We start from the raw sequence: 17,280 nt of genomic DNA, 5'->3' as shown, positions 1-17,280 counted from the left end.
ACGACGAGGTGGGCCTCGCCGAGGACGTCTGACACCGCACCACCGCGCGGCTCGTTGACGGCGCGGAGGAGGGAGAGCACTATTCGACTCGTGACGAACGAAGCAGGGGCGGATGCGGTGAGCCTGCGCGGTCTGCACGTCCGGCGCGGGAGGACCGCGGTGTTCACCGGGCTCGATCTCGACATCCCGCGCGGGCAGGTGACCGGGCTGCTCGGCCCCTCGGGATGCGGCAAGACCACCCTGATGCGCGCGATCGTGGGCGTGCAGAAGGTGGCGGGTGGCGACGTGACGGTGCTCGGCGAACCCGCGGGCTCGCGCGCACTGCGCAAGCGGGTGGCGTACGACACTCAGGCCGCGTCGGTCTACGGAGACCTCACGATCCAGCAGAACCTGCGCTACTTCGCACGGCTGGTCGACGCGCCCCGGACCGACGTCGATCGTGTCATCGAGCAGGTGGGCCTGGCCGACCAGCGCGACCAGACGATCGACTCGCTCTCCGGCGGACAGGAGAGCCGCGTCTCGCTCGCCGTCGCCATGCTGGGCGTTCCCGAGCTGCTCGTGCTCGACGAGCCCACCGTCGGCCTCGACCCACTGCTGCGCGCGGAGCTGTGGGAGGTCTTCCGCGGCCTCGCCGACGCCGGGGCGACGCTGATCGTCTCGAGCCACGTCATGGACGAAGCGCTCCGCTGCGACCGCCTCGTGCTCATGCGCGCGGGCCGCATCATCGCCGACACGACACCCGGCGGCCTCTTCGCCGACACCGGGACGACGGATCCGGATGCTGCGTTCCTCACGCTCATCGAGCGCGACGCGCCGTCTCGGGCGGAGGTCGAGGCGCAGCATCCGCTCACCCGCCGCGAAGCGCGAGAACAGTCCGAGCACGTGGAGCACCCGCACCGCGGGAGCGCGTCGTGAACGGGCTGCTGACCCTCGCGACGGCGGGCCGCGTGTTGCGGCAGCTCAGCCACGACCCGCGTTCCATCGCGCTCATGCTCGTCGCACCGAGCCTGCTGGTCGGCCTGTTCGCGTGGCTGTTCAGCGATCAGGAGGGGGTCTTCGACCAGTTCGGCGGACCGATCCTCGCGCTGTTCCCGTTCATCGTGATGTTCCTGATCACTTCCATCACGACGCTTCGCGAGCGCCGGTCCGGAACGCTCGAGCGGCTCATGACGACGCCGATCGCGAAGGCGGACTTCATCCTCGGGTACGGGTTCGCCTTCGGGCTCATGGCGACCCTGCAAGCCGTCATCACGGTGACGTTCGCCGTGTGGGTGTGCGGGCTGGAGGTCGACGGGCCGCTGTGGCAACTCGGGCTGGTGGCCGTGGTCGATGCGATCCTCGGCACCGCGCTGGGCCTTCTCGCGAGCGCCTTCGCGCGGACAGAGTTCCAGGCGGTGCAGTTCATGCCGCTGATCGTGTTCCCGCAGATCATCCTGGGCGGCCTCTTCATGCCCCGGGAGGACATGCCCGAGGCGCTGTACCAGATCTCGAAGATCCTCCCGCTGAGTTACGCCATCGACACGATCAACGCGGTGACGGACGGCGACCAGGGCTGGGAGGTCTTCGGGCCGCTGCTCATCGTGGTCGCGTTCGCGGTGGGCGCGCTGATCCTCGCGTCGCTCACCCTGCGCCGCCGCACGCCGTAGCCGCGACCGGGAGTGAAATCAGCAGCTGGGCTGCTTCTTTCGGAGCTTGGCGGTGAGGTCGCGAAGCTGTGAGAGCTCGTCGTCCGACAGGAGCGACATGCGCTCGGCGATGGCCTTGCCGTGGGCACTGGCGATGCGGCGGAACAGCGACGCCCCGGCATCCGTCGCGCGCACGAGCGCGCCGCGCCCGTCGTCGGGGTCGGCGCACTTGGTGAGCAGATCGCGCGCGACCATGCGGTCGACGAGGCGCGAGACGCTCGGCTGGCTGATCAGCATGTTCGCCGTCACGTCGCGCAGGCGCGCCGTGAGGTCGTCGGCGCGGGTCACCGTGAGGAGCACGTCGTACTCGGCCTGGCTCAGCGTCTCGTCGTCGAAGTCGTCGTTGATATCGCCGAACACCTCGTGCTGCGCGCGGAACAGACTCTCCCACGCGTCGATGGCGAGACGGCGATCGGTCATAGCGTCCAGATTAGAGCCTTGTGCCGACCCTAGGCTGGCCCCATGGGGTCTTCTGCAGTCGCGTCGTCGCGCACGCGTCGTCTCGGAGTCGTGGGTGCGGTGCTCGCCGTGCTGGGAGCCTTGGCGTTCACCGGCCTCGACCCTGCCCCCGCGCACGCGGGAGTCGACGACTTCTCGTTCGAGAGTCTCGACGTCGACTACCAGCTCGGCCGTGCCGACGACGGCACGAGCACCCTGACGGTCGTCGAGACGTTCGTCGCGATCTTCCCCGATTTCGACCAGAACCGCGGCATGCGGCGCATCATCCCCGACAGCTACCAGGGCGCGCCTCTGCACCCCGATCTCGTCTCGATCACCGACGAGACCGGCGCACCCCGCGCCGAGGAGACCGAGTCCGAGGACGGCTTCTACATCATGACGTCGCGCGCCGACGACTACGTCCACGGCCGCCAGACGTACGTCTTCACCTACACGCTCGAGAACGTCACACGGTACTTCGCCGACACCGGCGCCGACGAGTTCTACTGGGACATCAACGGCGTCGCCTGGCCGCAGCGGTTCGGTCGCATCACCGCGCGGGTGAGCATGCCCGATGACCTCACCGACGCGAGCACCGGCGCGCAGTCCTGCTACGTCGGCTACCAGGGCTCGACCCAGACCTGCCCGATCGGCGACGTCGACGGCGCGGTCGTGGCGTCGACGCTCGACGTCCAGCCGTACCAGACGATGACGATCGCGATCGGGTTCGAACCCGACACGTTCGTCCAGTTCGATCCGGGCTTCCTGGCGTCACCGTGGGGCTGGCTGCAAAGCGGCGTGGCGGTGCTCGGACTCGGCACAGCGGTCGTGCTCGCGGCCGTCGCGCGCCGGCGCCACCTCCGCGACGAGCCCGGCCGACCCGTCATCATCGCGGAGTACACGCCGCCGCACGGCATCGATGCCCTCGAAAGCGCCGTGCTGCTCGGCCGCACCACGAAGGCGATCCCGGCCGAAGTGCTCGAGCAGGCAGTGGTGGGCAGCATCCGCATCGAAGAAGGCCCGCCGAAGTGGTTCGGCGGCACGAAGCTGAAGGCCGTGCTCGTGAACCCGGCACTCGCCGACGGGGACGGACGGATGCTGCTGCCCGGTCTCTTCCCCATGGGCATGCCGGGCGAGGAGTTCGAGTTCGGCCGCAGCGACACGAGGTTCTCGACGACCGCGCAGAAGGTCCTGAAGGCGGCGTCCGCGGAGCTCTACTCCCGGCGCCTGCGGCGAAAGGTGCCGATGAGCGCACGCGCGTGGCCCATCGCCATCGCGATCATCTCAGATGTGATGGTGCTGCTCTTCGGCATCGGCGCGCTGGTGGGCTACGTGACGCCGTGGGTGCCGATCCTGCTGATCATCGCGGCGACACTCGTCACCCTCCTCGTCGCCGGGATGGTGTCCCGCAAGCCGCTGACCGTCGCCGGCGCCCAGACGCGCGACCACCTGCTCGGCCTCAAGCAGTTCATCGAGTGGGCGGAGGCCGATCGCATCCGCATGCTGCAGTCTCCGCAGGGCGCCGAGCGCGAGTACGTCGACGTGTCCGACCCCCGGGTGAAGCTGAAGCTGTACGAGACGCTGCTGCCGTACGCGGTGGTGTTCGGCCAGGAGAAGAAGTGGGCCGAGGAGCTGGTCGTGCTGTACGGGGCCGGCAACTCGCCCGGCTGGTACGCGGGTTCGAGCGGCTTCAACGCCGCGGCGTTCTCGGCGGGGATCTCGAACCTGTCGACGTCGGCCTCCTCGTCGTCGTCCTCCGGCGGATCGTCGGGCGGCGGCTCCGCGGGCGGTGGAGGCGGGGGCGGCGGAGGAGGCGGCGTCTGACGGATGCTGCCACCCGCCTGGGCCCGTTGCGCTCAGCCCTCGCGGCCGGTCGGGGCGGCCTGCTCGGGAACGTGCAGCCGCGTGAGGAACCGCTCGGTGCCCCGGGGGATGCCGCGGCGGTCGCCGAGCGAGACGAGCACGGTGACGAGCACCGCGACCGGGACGGTCCACGCGGCGGGCTGCTCGAGGAACGGCCGGAGGGCGGGGAGTGCTGCGGAGACGAGCCCGCCACCCAGGATCGCGACGCCGGACAGCACCGCCCCGGTGAGCATGCCGGCGACCGCGCCCCGCGCCGTGAGCCCGCGCCACCAGATACCGAGCAGGAGCACGGGGCACAGGGTCGACGCGGTGAACGCGAACACCAGGTCCACACTGCCCGCGAGTCCCGCCGGCTCGGTCGCGAGCGCCACGACGAGCGGCACGAACGACGAGAGCACCGCAGCGATGCGGAAGCCGCGCACGCTGCCGCCGAGCAGGTCCTGGCTGATCACGCCGGCGAGCGACACGACGAGGCCGGACGATGTGGAGAGGAACGCCGCGAACGCGCCCGCGATGACGAGAGCGGTCAGCACGTCGCCGAGCGGCCCGGAGATCAGCCGCCCCGGAAGCAGCAGGACGAGCGCATCGGCGTCGCCCGAGGCTGCAAGCTCGGGCGCGAACGCGCGTCCGAGGAATCCGAACGCGGTGGGGAACAGGTAGAACACGGAGAGCAGTACGAGCACAATGACGGTCGTGCGGCGCGCGGCGACGCCGTCGGGGTTCGTATAGAACCGCACGAGCACGTGGGGGAGTCCGAGGGTGCCGAGCAGCAGCGCCACCATGAGCGACACCGTGCGGTAGACCTCGAGATCGCCGGGGCCGGCGCTCGGCGGGAACGCCTCGACCGGCGGCAGCGCGGGCTGCACGTCGCCGACGAGGAGCAGGATCGCGACGACGGGGACCGCGAGCGCCGTGAGCTTGAGCCAGAACTGGAACGCCTGCACGAACGTGATCGAGCGCATTCCGCCCGAGGCGACGACCACCGCGACGATCACCGCGACCGCGAGCGACCCCACCCACGCCGGAAGCCCCGTGGTGATCCGCACCGTCAGTGCCGCGCCCTGCAGCTGCGGCACGATGTAGAACCAGCCGATGACGATCACGAGCGTGCTGGTGACGCGCCGCGCCCACAGCGATTCGAGCCGCGCTTCGGTGAAATCGGGGATGGTGTACGCGCCCGAGCGGCGCAGCGGCGCGGCCACGAACAGCAGCAGCATGAGGTACCCGGCCGTGTACCCGATCGGGAACCACAGTGCCGACGATCCCGTGAGCAGGATGAGACCGGCGATGCCGAGGAACGACGCCGCCGACAGGTACTCGCCGCCGATGGCCGACGCGTTCCACCACGGCCGTACGGTGCGGCTCGCGACGTAGAAGTCGCTCGTCGTGCGCGAGACGCGCAGCCCGTAGAAGCCGATGAGCGCCGACGCCACCGCGACGCCGGCGATGGCGAAGTACCCGATGGCGGCGTTCACTCGTCCTCCGCGAGCGCCCGGTACCTGGCCTCGTTGCGCGACGCCGCGCGCACGTACAGCCCGCCGACGGTGATGGCGAGCGGGTACACGCCGGCCCCCAGCAGCAGCCACGACAGCGGCACGCCGAGGACGAACGTCGTGTCGAGCGGGGGCACGAGCGCGATCGCGAGCACGAAGAGGGCCGTCGCGACCACGAATCCGAGGGCGAACACGATCCCGAGCCGCAGCTGCGAACGGATGAGCGAGCGCACGTACACGCCGGCGATGTCGCTCGTAGGTCCGTCGTCCGCCTGCGGCGATGCAGAGCGGACGGATGCTGCGGCCGAGTCCGCGTGCGGAGCAGTCACGCGCACCCGGCCCGGCGCGGGCGGGCGCCCATCGGATGGGGGGGAGCCGTTGATCGAGGTCATGTGCGCGGCCGGATCGTCGCCGACTCGAGCCGTTCGCGCAGCGCGGGCAGGCACCGCCGGCTGACGGGCAGCTCCGCACCGCCGACCGTGACGCTGGGGTGGTCGCCGCCGAGGCGCAGCCGGGCGAGATGCGGGATCGCGACGAGGTACGAGCGGTGGATGCGCACGAACGCGTCTGCCCACTGCCGCTCGAGATCCGACATCGGCACTCGCACGAGGTAGCTCGCCTCCTCGGTGTGCAGCCGTGCGTAATCGCCCTGAGCCTGCACGTAGCGCACCTCGTCGCGGCGGATCATGCGCGTCGTCCCGCCGAGCGTGACGGCGATGAGCTCCGCGTGCGCGGCCGCCGCAGCATCCGTCGCCGGCGCAGCCTGCGCCTTCATCGCCTCGATGACGCGCGTGACCGAACGGTGCAGCCGCTCGGTGCGCACGGGCTTCAGCAGGTAGTCGACCGCGGCGAGATCGAAGGCCTCGAGCGCGCTCTCTTCGTCGGCCGTCACGAACACCAGGGCGGGCCGGCGCTCGAACCGCTGGAGGGCGCGCGCGAGGTCGAACCCGCTGAGGCCGGGCATGTGGATGTCGAGGAACGCGGCGTCGACGCTCTCCCGCGTGAGCAGCCGGATCGCCTCGGCGCCCGACGACGCCTGGTGGATGATGCCGATCCGAGGGTCCTGCCCCAGCAGGAACGCGAGCTCGTCGATCGCGGGCTGCTCGTCGTCGGCGATGAGCACGGAGATCACGGCTCGCGCCTCCCCTCGCCGCGTTCGAGGGTCGCCGTGGCGCGGACGGGTCCCGTGGATGCAGCGACCCGGCCCGGCTGCGACTTCGGCACGCGCATCCGCACCAGCGTGCCCGCACCGACGTTCGTCTCGACGACGAGACCGTGCTCGTCGCCGTAGACCTGCCGGAGCCGGGCGTCGACGTTGCGCAGGCCCACGTGCTCGCCCGGAGCGCCGCCGGCGAGTGCGCGCTCCAGCACCACCGGGTCGATGCCGACGCCGTCGTCCTCGACGCTGATCTCGGCGAACGCTCCCTGATCGGAGGCCTCGATCGTGATGCGTCCGCCGCCCTCCTTGCCCTCGAGCCCGTGGCGCACCGCGTTCTCGACGAGCGGCTGGATCGAGAGGAACGGCACGACCGTCGACAGCACCTCGGGGGCGATCTGCAGCGTCACCTTCAGGCGGTCGCCGAAGCGCGCCCGTTCGAGTTTGAGGTAGCTGTCGATCGAGCGAAGCTCTTCGGCGACGGTGGTGAAGTCGCCGTGCCGGCGGAACGAGTACCGCGTGAAGTCGGCGAACTCGAGCACGAGATCGCGGGCCTTCGCGGGGTCGGTGTTGATGAAGGAGGCGATGGCGTTGAGCGAGTTGTAGATGAAGTGCGGGCTGATCTGCGCGCGGAGCGCACGGACCTCTGCCTCGGCGAGCGCGGCTCTCGAGGCGTCGAGCTCGCCGAGCTCCACCTGGGCGGCGACCCAGTCGGCCACCTCGCCGGTCGCGCGCACGAGCCCGGCCCGCACGCGCGGCGCGAACGCGACGATGGCCCCGGCGGGCACTCCGCTCGCGAGGATCGGTGCGGCGACAGCATCCGTCTCCCGTGCTCCGATCCGGGTGCGCCGCTGCATCTGCGTGCGGCCCGACGCGCGCGCCTCGGCGGCCAGCCGGCCGGCGACCTCGCGGACGGCGTCGTCGCCCTCGACGGTCACGTGACCGGACGGGTCGACGAGCGCGAGCGTCTCGCAGCCCAGGAGGGCCTTCAGGTGACGCCCCGCGCGGGTCGCGTCGCCCTCGGACATGCCGCCGCGCAGGTGCTTCGCGGCCCGGCTCGCCAGGTGGAGCGTCTGGTACGTGGCCTGTTCGACGTCGGTGCCGAGCTCTTTCGATGCCACCACGATGCGCCGGAGCAGGATCACGACGCCGACCGCGAGTGCCCCGGCGAGGACGCCGGCGGCCGCGGCGAGCAGCATCGACTCGGGCATGCGGCCAGCGTAGCCGTCGTTCGTCGTCACCCCGCCGCCGCTCGTCGCACCGTGGACGCCGCTCACCGACGACGAACGGCGACGCCCCCCGGGCCCTCCGGCCGAAGACGAGCATGGTCGCACTGTCAACGCAGCGGCGCGGCCGACGGGCGCGCCGAACCCCCTCGAAGGAGAGACGCCATGGGCAACGAAGCCCCCAGCGCCGCGACGAACCTCGCAGAGGTCGACTACGGCGCGGTCCAAGCATCCCCTGAATTCCAGCGGCTCCGGCGCACGCATCGGAGCTTCGTCTTCCCGGTGCTGGGCGCCTGCCTGGCCTGGTACTTCGCGTACGTCCTCCTCGCGAGCTACGCCCACGACTTCATGTCGATCCGGGTGTTCGGCAGCGTCAACGTCGCGATGGTCCTCGGTATGGCGCAGGTCGTCACCACCTTCGCAGTGACGACCTGGTACGTCCACTACGCCAACAAGCGCCTCGATCCGCTCGCGGAGGAGATCCGCGACGAGATCGAGATCGGCGAGTTCGAGAAGGCGGAGGAGGCGCGCTGATGCGGTACTTCACGGAAGCGGCGACCACCTCGCCCGGTGAGCCCTGGCTCAACATCGCGATCTTCGGCGCGTTCGTGGCGGTCACGATGGTGATCGTGTTCCGCGCCAGCCGCAACAACAAGACCGCGGCCGACTACTACGCCGCCGGCCGCTCGTTCACGGGCGGGCAGAACGGCTCCGCCATCGCGGGCGACTACCTGTCGGCGGCATCGTTCCTCGGCATCGTCGGCGCGATCGCCATGACCGGCTACGACGGGTTCCTGTACTCGATCGGCTTCCTCGTGGCGTGGCTCGTCGCGCTGCTCCTCGTCGCCGAGCTGCTGCGCAACACGGGAAAGTTCACGATGGCCGATGTGCTGTCGTTCCGCCTCAAGCAGCGCCCGGTGCGCATCGCGGCGGCGACCACGACGCTCGTCGTGTGCTTCTTCTATCTGCTCGCGCAGATGGCGGGTGCGGGTGGCCTGGTGTCGCTGCTGCTCGGCATCGGCGACCAGCTCGGCCAGGCCGTCGTGATCACGGTGGTCGGCGCGCTGATGATCCTCTACGTGCTCATCGGCGGCATGAAAGGCACGACATGGGTGCAGATCATCAAGGCGGTGCTGCTCATCGCGGGTGCCGGCGTGATGACGGTGTGGGTGCTCGCTCTCAACGGCTTCGACTTCTCGGCGCTGCTCGACAAGGCCGTGGCCGTCGCCGAGAACCCGGCGATCCTCGATCCGGGCCTCAAGTACGGCGTGTCCGACACCTCGAAGATCGACTTCCTCTCGCTCGGGCTCGCTCTTGTGCTCGGTACCGCGGCGCTGCCCCATGTGCTGATGCGCTTCTACACCGTGCCCACGGCGAAGGAGGCGCGCAAGTCGGTGGTGTGGGCGATCTGGCTCATCGGCATCTTCTACGTCTTCACGCTCGTGCTCGGCTACGGCGCCGCGGCCCTCGTCGGCCCGGCCGTCATCGCCGCGGCGCCCGGCGGCCCGAACTCGGCGGCTCCGCTGCTCGCGTTCTCGCTCGGTGGCCCGCTCCTGCTCGGCCTCATCTCGGCGATCGCGTTCGCCACGATCCTCGCGGTCGTCGCCGGGCTCACGATCACCGCGGCGGCGTCGTTCGCGCACGACATCTATGCGTCGGTCGTGAAGAAGGGCAAGCCCGAACCGGGCGCCGAGGTCAATGTCGCGCGCCGCACGGTGGTCATCATCGGCATCGTCGCGATCATCGGCGGCATCGGCGCCAACGGCCAGAACGTCGCGTTCCTCGTGGCGCTGGCGTTCGCGGTCGCGGCCTCCGCGAACCTGCCGACGATCGTCTACTCGCTGTTCTGGAAGCGGTTCACGACCAAGGGCGCACTGTGGAGCATGTACGGCGGGCTCGCCTCGGCGATCCTGCTGATCGTGTTCTCGCCGGTCGTCTCGGGCGCCGAGACCTCGATGCTGAAGACCGACGCGATCGACTTCGCGTGGTTCCCGCTGTCGAACCCGGGCATCGTCTCGATCCCGCTGGCGTTCTTCCTCGGCTGGATCGTGAGCGTGCTCGACAAGACTCCGGAGGATGCGAAGAAGCAGTCCGAGATGGAGGTGCGCTCGCTCACCGGCATCGGGGCCGAGAAGGCGGTCAGTCACTAGCGCGGAGGCAAGAGTAAGGGCCGGTCGGAGAGGCCACCGACCGGCCCTTGTCCCTTGCACCAAGAGTGTCCTGCAATCACATGCCGGCAGCTGCCACAGCAAAACAACTACCGTGCCAGCACTCTATAACGGCCAGGTAACGCTGACAAGGGGTGGCTGTGATCTTTTCGTGATCTTCGCAGGCTCCGTTCGACCGACGGGCTCCCGACCGCCCAGAGGTCGTGCCGGCGAGGTCGCGACGGCACGAGATGCCCTGGTCGGCAAGCAAAAGTGAAGGGCCGGTCGGAGAGGCTACCGACCGGCCCTTGTCCCTTGCACCAAGAGTGTCCTGCAATCACATGCCGGCAGCTGCCACAGCAAACAACTACCGTGGCAGCACTCTATAACGGCCAGGTAACGCTGACAAGGGGGCGTTGTGATGTTTCCGTGATCGATCTCCGGGGAGGCCGGAACGGCACGGACGTGCCGGCCGCGGGACAGGGGCTCGAGACCTCTCGACCCCCGCATTCAGATGTGTACGGTGTGAACATATCCACGCGCACATTCGGAGGTTCCGATGCAGAGCACGACCCAGAACGCCCTCCCGCCCGTCGTCGATGCCGAGACGTGGCGGCGCGAACTCGCGGAGCTCCGCGTGCGCGAGAAGGCCGCGACGCGCGAGCTCGACGCCATCGCCGCGCAGCGCCGGCGGCTGCCGATGGTTCAGATGCCCGACTACACGCTCATGGGCGAGTCCGGCCCGGTGCGCCTCGTCGACGTGTTCGAAGGCAAGTCCCAGCTCATCGTCTACAACCACATGTGGTTCGAGGGCAAGGAATGGCACTGCCCCGGCTGCACCGGCTACACGTCGCAGTTCACCCGTCTCGACTTCCTCGACGCGTACGACGCCCGCTTCGTCATCGTGACGCAGGGGCCGATCGATGAGGCGCTCGAGTACAAGGAGCGCACCGGCAACCGCATGGACTGGTTCTCCATCGCCGGCAGCGCGTTCGGCGCCGACGTCGACGCCCCGCCGGGCGGCGGGTTCGCCGTCAACGTCTTCCTCCGCCACGGCGATACCGTGTACCGCACATGGCACACGGACGGCCGCGGCACCGAGCAGCTGAGCCACACCTTCCCGCTCATCGACGTGCTGCCGTACGGCCGACAGGAGGAGTGGCAGGACTCTCCCGAAGGTTGGCCGAAGACCGACACGTTCGACGGATGGTTCTCGTCGCAGAAGGTGGCGGAACTGTACGGGCCGGGCGCTCACAGTCACGCATAGAGACGCGGATGCCGCACCCCGCGACTGCGGCCAGGGTGCGGCATCCGTCCACATCGGCGACGGATCAGTACCAGTCGGTGGCCTGGGAGTGGCCCCATGCGGCGCACGGCGTGCCGTACGAGCCGGCGATGTATCCGAGGCCCCACGAGATCTGCGTGGCGGCGTTGGTCTGCCAGTCGGCTCCGGCGCTCGCCATCTTGTTGCCGGGGAGCGACTGCGGGATGCCCGTCGCACCACTGCCGGAGTTGTAGGCCTGGTAGTTCCAGTTGGACTCCTTGGTCCAAAGCGACTCGAGGCACGAGAACTGGTCGTCGCCCCAGCCGTACTGCGAGGCCGCCATCTGTCGAGCGGTCGCCTTGGCGCCCTCGGGGGTGTTCGCGGCGGCGAGCGCGGCGGCAGCCTCGGCCTGGCGCTGCGCCTCGGCGGCAGCCTCGGCGGCGGCTGCGGCGGCCGCCTCTTCCGCGGCCTTCTTCTCCTTTGCGGCGACGAGGTGCTCGCGGAGCTCGGTCACGCGGGCCTTCACCGTCTCGGTGGCGCCGCTCACGTCGGTGGTCAGTCCCGGAACCAGCAGCATCGGAACGACATCGAGCTTCGAGAGCCGGTCCGCGGCGTGCTCGAGACCGGCGGTGTCGACCGACGTGTCGGCGAGACCGAGGTCCAATCCCGCGGCGGCGATGTCGGCGGTGATCGAGGCGGCGTCGCTCAGCGCGACACGGGCCGAGAGGAGGGTGCCCTGCGCATCGGCGCGGATCTCGCGGAAGGAGTCGGCGGTGGCTTCAGGAGTCGCGGCAGAGGCGATGGCCGATGCGGCGAGCGGCGCGGCTGCGGCGAGCGCCGGCGAGGCGAGCGTGAGGCCTGTCGTGAGGAGCACGCCCAGGGCGGCTCCGGTGGCGACGGCGGGCACGATGAAGCGGCGGCGTGAACGGCGGGCAGGCGTGGGTGACTGGTCTGAATGCATGACGAACGTACGATCCTTCGGGTTTCGCGCCGCGGGTATCGGCGCCCGTGCGCCTTCGGGTCGGACGCACAAGTCCCCGAGTCTGCCTCATCGCGTCTGGACGGTTCCCGGTGGTTTCCTGGACAGAACGTGAGAGTGCTTTTGCGGGAAAGTCCTGATCGGAGTATGAGAAATCTCTCACCCGCGCGGATCGGCGGACCCGTGCTCCGGGGCGAGATCGCGGTCGGCGGCTCGCTCATCACGGTCGACGGGAAGGAGCAGGAGGAACGGATGCTGCGGCGCGGCCTCCGGCTGGCGTGCTTCTGCGTTGGCCACCACACGATGAAGGCCGAGGCCGACCGCGAACGTCGAAGGGTGGGTGCCGGAAGCCCGGCACCCACCCTTCGTCAGGTGCGGGCTACTTGCGGTGCTCGGCGTAGTAGGCGAGGAGCGCTCGGGTCGAGGCGTCCTGGGCGGCGATCGCGGTCTCGTCTCCTTCGATCGCGGGGGCGATCTGCAGTGCGAGCTGCTTGCCGAGCTCGACGCCCCACTGGTCGAAGGAGTTGACGCCCCAGATGACGCCCTGCGTGAAGGTGATGTGCTCGTACAGAGCGACGAGCTGGCCGAGCACGGCGGGGGTCAGCGCCGGCGCGAAGATCGACGTCGTCGGCTTGTTGCCCGCGAAGGTGCGCGCGGCCACGAGGGCTCCGGTGGTGCCCTCGGCCTCGACCTCTTCGGCGGTCTTGCCGAAGGCGAGGGCCTTCGTCTGCGCGAGGAAGTTCGACAGGAACAGGCCGTGCACGTCGCGGCCGCCGTCCTCGAGCGGGTACGCCGGGTTCGCGAAGGCGATGAAGTCGGCGGGGATCAGGCGCGTGCCCTGGTGGATCAGCTGGTAGAACGCGTGCTGGCCGTTCGTGCCAGGCTCGCCCCAGAACACCTCGCCGGTGTCGGTGGTGACGGGGGAGCCGTCCCAGCGCACCGACTTGCCGTTGGACTCCATCGTGAGCTGCTGCAGGTACGCGGCGAAGCGCGACAGCTGCTGCGCGTACGGGAGCACCGCGTGCGACTGAGCGCCCAGGAAGTTCGAGTACCAGATGTTCAGGAGGCCCATCAGAACCGGCACGTTGCGCTCGAGCGGCGTGTTCGCCACGTGCTCGTCGACCGCGTGGAATCCGGCGAGCAGCTCGCGGAAGACCTCGGGTCCGAGCTCGATCATGAGCGACAGGCCGATGGCGGAGTCCACCGAATAGCGGCCGCCGACCCAGTCCCAGAAGCCGAAGGCGTTGTCGGTGTCGATCCCGAACGCGGCGACCTTGTCGAGAGCGGTCGAGACGGCGACGAAGTGGTGGGCCACAGCATCCGTCTTCGCCTCGTCCGAACCGTCGATCGCCCCCGACTTCTCCAGGCCCGCCCACAGCCAGTCGCGCGCGAGGCGCGCGTTGGTCAGCGTCTCGAGGGTCGTGAACGTCTTCGACGCGACGATGAAGAGCGTGGTCTCGGGGTCGAGGTCCTTGGTCTTGTTCGCGATGTCGAACGGATCGATGTTCGACACGAACCGGGCCTGAATGCCGGCGGTGGCGTACGGCTCGAGCGCAGCCGAGATCATCACGGGGCCGAGGTCGGAGCCGCCGATTCCGATGTTGACGATGTGGGTGACCTTCTTGCCGGTCACGCCGTGCCACTCACCCGAGCGCACGCGGTCGGCGAAGGCGGTCATGGCGGTGAGGACCGACTGCACGTCGGCGTCGATGTCCTGGCCGTCGACGACGAGCGCGGGCTCGGCGTCCGCGGGGCGGCGGAGCGCCGTGTGCAGCACCGCGCGGTCCTCGGTGGTGTTGATGTGCTCGCCGGCGAGCATCGCGGCGTAGCGCTCGGCGACGCCGGTCTCTTCCGCGAGGCGCACGAGGGAGGCGAGGATCTCGTCGGTCACGAGGTTCTTCGACAGGTCGACGTGCAGGTCGGCGAGCTCGAAGCTCAGGCGCTCGGCGCGGCGCGGATCGATGGCGAACCAGTCGCGCAGATCGGGGGCGAACGAGTCGCGGATCGAGCTGAGCTCGGCCCAGGCGGACGTGATGGTGGCATCGATGGGAGCTGTCACGCACCCCAAGGTACCCGCGCGGGTGCGCGCATTGGTTACGCATTTCTCACCGGCGGTCTCCCTGTCTTGTGAGCGCCGGGTCTCGCCTGACGGACAGGGACGCGAACGTAGGGTGGAAGCACCATGCCTTTCCCCTCGCCCGACCTTCGCCTGATCGCCGTCGACATGGACGGCACCCTGCTCGACGGCGACGGCCGCATCCCCGAGGCCCTCTGGCCGCTGCTGGACCGCCTGCACGAAGCCGGCATCCGCTTCGCCCCGGCGAGCGGGCGGCAGCTCGCGACCCTCCAGCGTGCGTTCGCCGAGCACCTCGACGACACGGTGTTCATCGCCGAGAACGGCGCGTACGTCGTCGAGGGCGACACCGAGATCAGCTCGGAGGCGATGGATGCCGCGTTCACCGCGTCCCTCGTCACGCGCCTGCGTGCGCTCGCCGCAGCCGGGCGCGATCTCGGAGTCGTCGTCTGCGGCAAGCGGTCGGCGTACATCGAGCGCGCCGGCGATGCGTTCCTGCCCGAGGCCGAGAAGTACTACGCGCGCCTCGCGACCGTGCCCGACCTCCTCGCGGTCGACGACCAGATCCTCAAGGTCGCGATCTTCGACTTCGCGGACGCCGCAGCCACCGCCCCCGCGCTCGACGACCTCCGCGCGACCCACCAGGTGGTCGTGTCGGGCGAGCACTGGATCGACGTCATGAACCAGGGCGTCAACAAGGGCGTCGCGCTGCGGCGCCTGCAGGCGGCGACAGGCATCACGCCCGGGCAGACCGCGGTGTTCGGCGACTACCTCAACGACCTCGAGATGATGGATGCTGCGTCCCTCTCGTTCGCGATGGCCAACGCCCACCCGGACGTCGCGGCCCGGGCGCGCTACTCGGCGCCATCGAACCTCGAGCACGGTGTGATCACGACGATCGAGAAGCTCCTCGACGGGGTGCCCGACCGCGTCGCCTGACCCTCCCGAGCGCGGCAACGCACGCTGTCGACGCGCGAGCGGTGGGTCGTCGACGCCGCGCCTGCGGAGGGCAATAGGCTCCGGGTATGGCGGTGAGTCAGACCAGGCGTGCCCGCGCCGCGCGGCGCCGCGCGCGCCGGGTGGCCGCCGCCGACAACGACCTCACGCTCGACGAGTGGGAGGCTCTCGTCGAAGCATGGGGCGCGTGCGCGTACTGCGGCGTGGCGGCGGGTCCGTTCCAGAAGGACTGCGTGCTGCCGATCTCGCGCGGCGGCCGCTACACGTTCGAGAACGTGGTTCCCGCGTGTCGCTCGTGCAACGCGAGCAAGAGCAACGACGAGGTGACGGGGTGGCTGCGCCGCAAACGGCTCGATGAGCGGGCGTTCCTGCTGCGTCACATCGAGGTGCTCGCCTCCTGGCGCGGAACCGCGTCGGTACCCCGGGAGACCGCATGAGTCTCAGCATCCGTCTGTACGAGAGCTCCGGCACGGCAACCCGGCGCGCGACTTCCGCGAGGCGCTAGGATTCATGCTCGAGCCGACCACGACCGGCGAGCTCGCCGGTAACGAATTGTTCACCGCGACCGGTCACACTCTCGTCTGGACCCCGCCGCAGCTGTAGACATCGCGCGGAATGGGAAGCGGCCCGCGTGCTTCGGGTGCACGCGGGCCGCTGGTTCGCGAACGGACGCTGCCGCGCCGCGTATCCGCCTTCGCAGAAGTGGTGGCACGATCCGCGGGGGACTTCCTGGCGTCTACCGGGCGCTGTTGCCGGACCGGTGGCCGACGGCCGGTACGTCCCACTCGACCTGGTGGTTGTAGAGCCAGTCGTTGCGGGTGTCGTCGCGCGCCTTCCTCAGGAACATCGGGAGCATGGCGTCGCGGATCGCGATGCCGAGCCGTGACTTCGTGACGCGCTTGTGCCTGTTGATCGCCTGCGCGTAGCCGACGACCGCCTCGGCGCGAGGCTGCCGAAGCCGCTGATACTCGGCGAATGCGGCGCTGCGATCGGGGATGTCCCGAAGGCACCGCGCCAGCGTGATCGCGTCCTCGAGGGCGAGAGAGGCTCCCTGACCGGCACTCGGCGACGTGGCGTGCACCGCGTCGCCGACGCCCACGACCCGCCCGCTGCTCCATTTCGGCACGTGCGCGAGGTCGTCGATCGGGTAGCCGCCCACATCGCCCGTCGCGTGCTCGAGGATCAGCGGCACCGGGTGCGGATCGCCCGCATGCAGTTCGCGCAGCTCCGCGAGCCATTCCTCGGCCGAGACGTTCCGAACCGCTGCGCGATCGGCGGCCGGGTGGGTGATGTTGGCGAACCAGTACACCTCGCCATCGTCGCGCACGAGCCAGCCGAAGAACGAACGGCGCCCGAAGAGCATGTGCTGCGCCCCCGGCGTCGGCGCGAGACCGGGCACGTGTGCGAAGCCGCCGAGCCCGACGAGCCCTGAATACGCGGGGTCAGGGGCGTGCGGATCAATGTGGCGGCGGGTCGGCGACCCGACGCCATCGGCGCCCACGAGCACATCGCCGGCCGCTGTGCGACCGTCGGCGAAGAACGCGCGCACCGCGGCATGCGTCTCCTCGATCTGTTCGAGCCGCGCCCCGAACGTGATCGGAATACCTGCCTCCTGCGCCGCCCGCCGCAACGCCTGGTGCAGGATGCCGCGCCGCACCACGACGCTGCCGCGCTCGGGTTCGCGCGCCGGGCCGTTCGGCACCGTGCCGAGCGCTCTGCCCGAACTCGACCACATCGTCATCTCCGGAGCGGGATGCCCCGCTGCGACCAATTCCTCGCGAAGTCCGAGCTGGTCGAGCACGGCGAGCCCGTTCGTCGCGAGGTTGAGGAAGAGGCCGGCGTAGCCGTCGGGTTCCTGGGCGGCCTCGAAGATCTCGACTTCCCAGCCGGCGCGTTGCAGGAACAGTGCGGTGGCCGGGCCGGCGACGCCGCTTCCGATGATGATGGCCCGTGGCATGGGATGCTCCTCAGTAGACTGTCACCCAGGAGTCTCGATAT

The 17,280-nt window shown here is 69.9% G+C and carries 17 protein-coding genes; 8 read left to right on the top strand and 9 right to left on the bottom strand.

Annotation, left to right across the window (positions count from 1 at the left end; all coding sequences use genetic code 11):
- The first annotated feature begins 90 nt into the window (after positions 1-90).
- Positions 91-915, top strand: coding sequence for an ABC transporter ATP-binding protein (locus tag MRBLWH3_RS00680; RefSeq protein ID WP_363427716.1), 825 nt, complete (start codon positions 91-93; stop codon positions 913-915).
- Positions 912-1,646, top strand: coding sequence for an ABC transporter permease (locus MRBLWH3_RS00675; RefSeq protein ID WP_363427714.1), 735 nt, complete (start codon positions 912-914; stop codon positions 1,644-1,646). The genes MRBLWH3_RS00680 and MRBLWH3_RS00675 overlap by 4 nt, the downstream gene beginning before the upstream one ends.
- 18 nt (positions 1,647-1,664) lie before the next feature.
- Here MRBLWH3_RS00675 and MRBLWH3_RS00670 read toward each other — a convergent pair whose 3' ends face one another.
- Positions 1,665-2,105, bottom strand: coding sequence for a MarR family winged helix-turn-helix transcriptional regulator (locus tag MRBLWH3_RS00670; protein WP_363427712.1), 441 nt, complete (start codon positions 2,103-2,105; stop codon positions 1,665-1,667).
- A 42-nt stretch (positions 2,106-2,147) separates the two neighbouring features.
- On the opposite strand from MRBLWH3_RS00670, the gene MRBLWH3_RS00665 reads away from it, so the two are divergent.
- On the top strand, positions 2,148-3,947 hold the full coding sequence (locus MRBLWH3_RS00665) for a DUF2207 domain-containing protein (protein ID WP_363427710.1): 1,800 nt from the start codon (positions 2,148-2,150) through the stop codon (positions 3,945-3,947).
- A 32-nt stretch (positions 3,948-3,979) separates the two neighbouring features.
- Here the strand turns inward: MRBLWH3_RS00665 and MRBLWH3_RS00660 are convergent, their stop codons facing one another.
- The 4 genes from MRBLWH3_RS00660 to MRBLWH3_RS00645 are packed head-to-tail and all read right to left on the bottom strand — an operon-like array spanning position 3,980 to position 7,846.
- Positions 3,980-5,461, bottom strand: coding sequence for a cation acetate symporter (locus MRBLWH3_RS00660; protein WP_363427708.1), 1,482 nt, complete (start codon positions 5,459-5,461; stop codon positions 3,980-3,982).
- Positions 5,458-5,808 carry a hypothetical protein gene (locus tag MRBLWH3_RS00655; RefSeq protein WP_363427706.1) on the bottom strand — a complete coding sequence of 117 codons (351 nt, stop codon included), beginning with the start codon at positions 5,806-5,808 and terminating at the stop codon, positions 5,458-5,460. The genes MRBLWH3_RS00660 and MRBLWH3_RS00655 overlap by 4 nt, the downstream gene beginning before the upstream one ends.
- 59 nt (positions 5,809-5,867) lie before the next feature.
- Positions 5,868-6,611: a LytR/AlgR family response regulator transcription factor gene (locus MRBLWH3_RS00650; protein WP_363427704.1), complete on the bottom strand. Its 744-nt coding sequence runs from the start codon at positions 6,609-6,611 to the stop codon at positions 5,868-5,870.
- Positions 6,608-7,846, bottom strand: coding sequence for a sensor histidine kinase (locus MRBLWH3_RS00645; RefSeq protein ID WP_363427702.1), 1,239 nt, complete (start codon positions 7,844-7,846; stop codon positions 6,608-6,610). Before MRBLWH3_RS00645 ends, MRBLWH3_RS00650 begins: the two co-directional genes overlap by 4 nt.
- Positions 7,847-8,026: 180 nt before the next feature.
- Here MRBLWH3_RS00645 and MRBLWH3_RS00640 point away from each other — a divergent pair, with 180 nt between their 5' ends.
- From MRBLWH3_RS00640 to MRBLWH3_RS00630, 3 genes are all read left to right on the top strand, one after another.
- A complete protein-coding gene (locus MRBLWH3_RS00640; RefSeq protein ID WP_363427700.1) occupies positions 8,027-8,395 on the top strand; it encodes a DUF485 domain-containing protein in 369 nt (122 codons plus the stop codon).
- Positions 8,395-10,011, top strand: coding sequence for a solute symporter family protein (locus tag MRBLWH3_RS00635; RefSeq protein WP_363427698.1), 1,617 nt, complete (start codon positions 8,395-8,397; stop codon positions 10,009-10,011). The genes MRBLWH3_RS00640 and MRBLWH3_RS00635 overlap by 1 nt, the downstream gene beginning before the upstream one ends.
- Before the next feature lie 556 nt (positions 10,012-10,567).
- A complete protein-coding gene (locus MRBLWH3_RS00630; RefSeq protein WP_363427696.1) occupies positions 10,568-11,275 on the top strand; it encodes a DUF899 domain-containing protein in 708 nt (235 codons plus the stop codon).
- Between the two features lie 64 nt (positions 11,276-11,339).
- Here MRBLWH3_RS00630 and MRBLWH3_RS00625 read toward each other — a convergent pair whose 3' ends face one another.
- The 3 genes from MRBLWH3_RS00625 to pgi all read right to left on the bottom strand — a co-directional run bounded on the left by MRBLWH3_RS00625 (position 11,340) and on the right by pgi (position 14,310).
- Complete coding sequence (locus tag MRBLWH3_RS00625) at positions 11,340-12,233, bottom strand: phospholipase (protein ID WP_363427694.1); 894 nt, start codon at positions 12,231-12,233, stop codon at positions 11,340-11,342.
- A 177-nt stretch (positions 12,234-12,410) separates the two neighbouring features.
- Positions 12,411-12,548: a hypothetical protein gene (locus MRBLWH3_RS00620; RefSeq protein ID WP_363427692.1), complete on the bottom strand. Its 138-nt coding sequence runs from the start codon at positions 12,546-12,548 to the stop codon at positions 12,411-12,413.
- Positions 12,549-12,630: 82 nt separating this feature from the next.
- Positions 12,631-14,310, bottom strand: coding sequence for a glucose-6-phosphate isomerase (gene pgi / locus MRBLWH3_RS00615; protein ID WP_363427690.1), 1,680 nt, complete (start codon positions 14,308-14,310; stop codon positions 12,631-12,633).
- 123 nt (positions 14,311-14,433) lie between these two features.
- Here pgi and MRBLWH3_RS00610 point away from each other — a divergent pair, with 123 nt between their 5' ends.
- Together MRBLWH3_RS00610 and MRBLWH3_RS00605 are read left to right on the top strand one after the other, a co-directional pair.
- Complete coding sequence (locus MRBLWH3_RS00610) at positions 14,434-15,264, top strand: Cof-type HAD-IIB family hydrolase (RefSeq protein ID WP_363427688.1); 831 nt, start codon at positions 14,434-14,436, stop codon at positions 15,262-15,264.
- Between the two features lie 86 nt (positions 15,265-15,350).
- Positions 15,351-15,719: an HNH endonuclease gene (locus tag MRBLWH3_RS00605; protein WP_363427686.1), complete on the top strand. Its 369-nt coding sequence runs from the start codon at positions 15,351-15,353 to the stop codon at positions 15,717-15,719.
- Between the two features lie 299 nt (positions 15,720-16,018).
- Here MRBLWH3_RS00605 and MRBLWH3_RS00600 read toward each other — a convergent pair whose 3' ends face one another.
- Entirely contained in the window at positions 16,019-17,239 is a 1,221-nt protein-coding gene (locus MRBLWH3_RS00600) for an FAD-dependent oxidoreductase (RefSeq protein ID WP_363427684.1), read from the bottom strand.
- Positions 17,240-17,280 lie beyond the last annotated feature (41 nt).

Source organism: Microbacterium sp. LWH3-1.2 (assembly GCF_040675855.1).
Lineage (GTDB): Bacteria > Actinomycetota > Actinomycetes > Actinomycetales > Microbacteriaceae > Microbacterium.
Note: the sequence above shows the minus strand (reverse complement) of the source record. Positions and strands in the feature narration are given on the sequence as shown.

Excerpts from the sequence above, each read along its gene's own strand:
- MRBLWH3_RS00670 (WP_363427712.1), bottom strand. The coding sequence starts at position 2,105 with ATGACCGATCGCCGTCTCGCCATCGACGCGTGGGAGAGTCTGTTCCGC.
- MRBLWH3_RS00665 (WP_363427710.1), top strand. The coding sequence starts at position 2,148 with ATGGGGTCTTCTGCAGTCGCGTCGTCGCGCACGCGTCGTCTCGGAGTC.
- MRBLWH3_RS00645 (WP_363427702.1), bottom strand. The coding sequence starts at position 7,846 with ATGCCCGAGTCGATGCTGCTCGCCGCGGCCGCCGGCGTCCTCGCCGGG.
- MRBLWH3_RS00640 (WP_363427700.1), top strand. The coding sequence starts at position 8,027 with ATGGGCAACGAAGCCCCCAGCGCCGCGACGAACCTCGCAGAGGTCGAC.
- MRBLWH3_RS00635 (WP_363427698.1), top strand. The coding sequence starts at position 8,395 with ATGCGGTACTTCACGGAAGCGGCGACCACCTCGCCCGGTGAGCCCTGG.
- MRBLWH3_RS00630 (WP_363427696.1), top strand. The coding sequence starts at position 10,568 with ATGCAGAGCACGACCCAGAACGCCCTCCCGCCCGTCGTCGATGCCGAG.
- MRBLWH3_RS00625 (WP_363427694.1), bottom strand. The coding sequence starts at position 12,233 with ATGCATTCAGACCAGTCACCCACGCCTGCCCGCCGTTCACGCCGCCGC.
- MRBLWH3_RS00610 (WP_363427688.1), top strand. The coding sequence starts at position 14,434 with ATGCCTTTCCCCTCGCCCGACCTTCGCCTGATCGCCGTCGACATGGAC.
- MRBLWH3_RS00605 (WP_363427686.1), top strand. The coding sequence starts at position 15,351 with ATGGCGGTGAGTCAGACCAGGCGTGCCCGCGCCGCGCGGCGCCGCGCG.
- MRBLWH3_RS00600 (WP_363427684.1), bottom strand. The coding sequence starts at position 17,239 with ATGCCACGGGCCATCATCATCGGAAGCGGCGTCGCCGGCCCGGCCACC.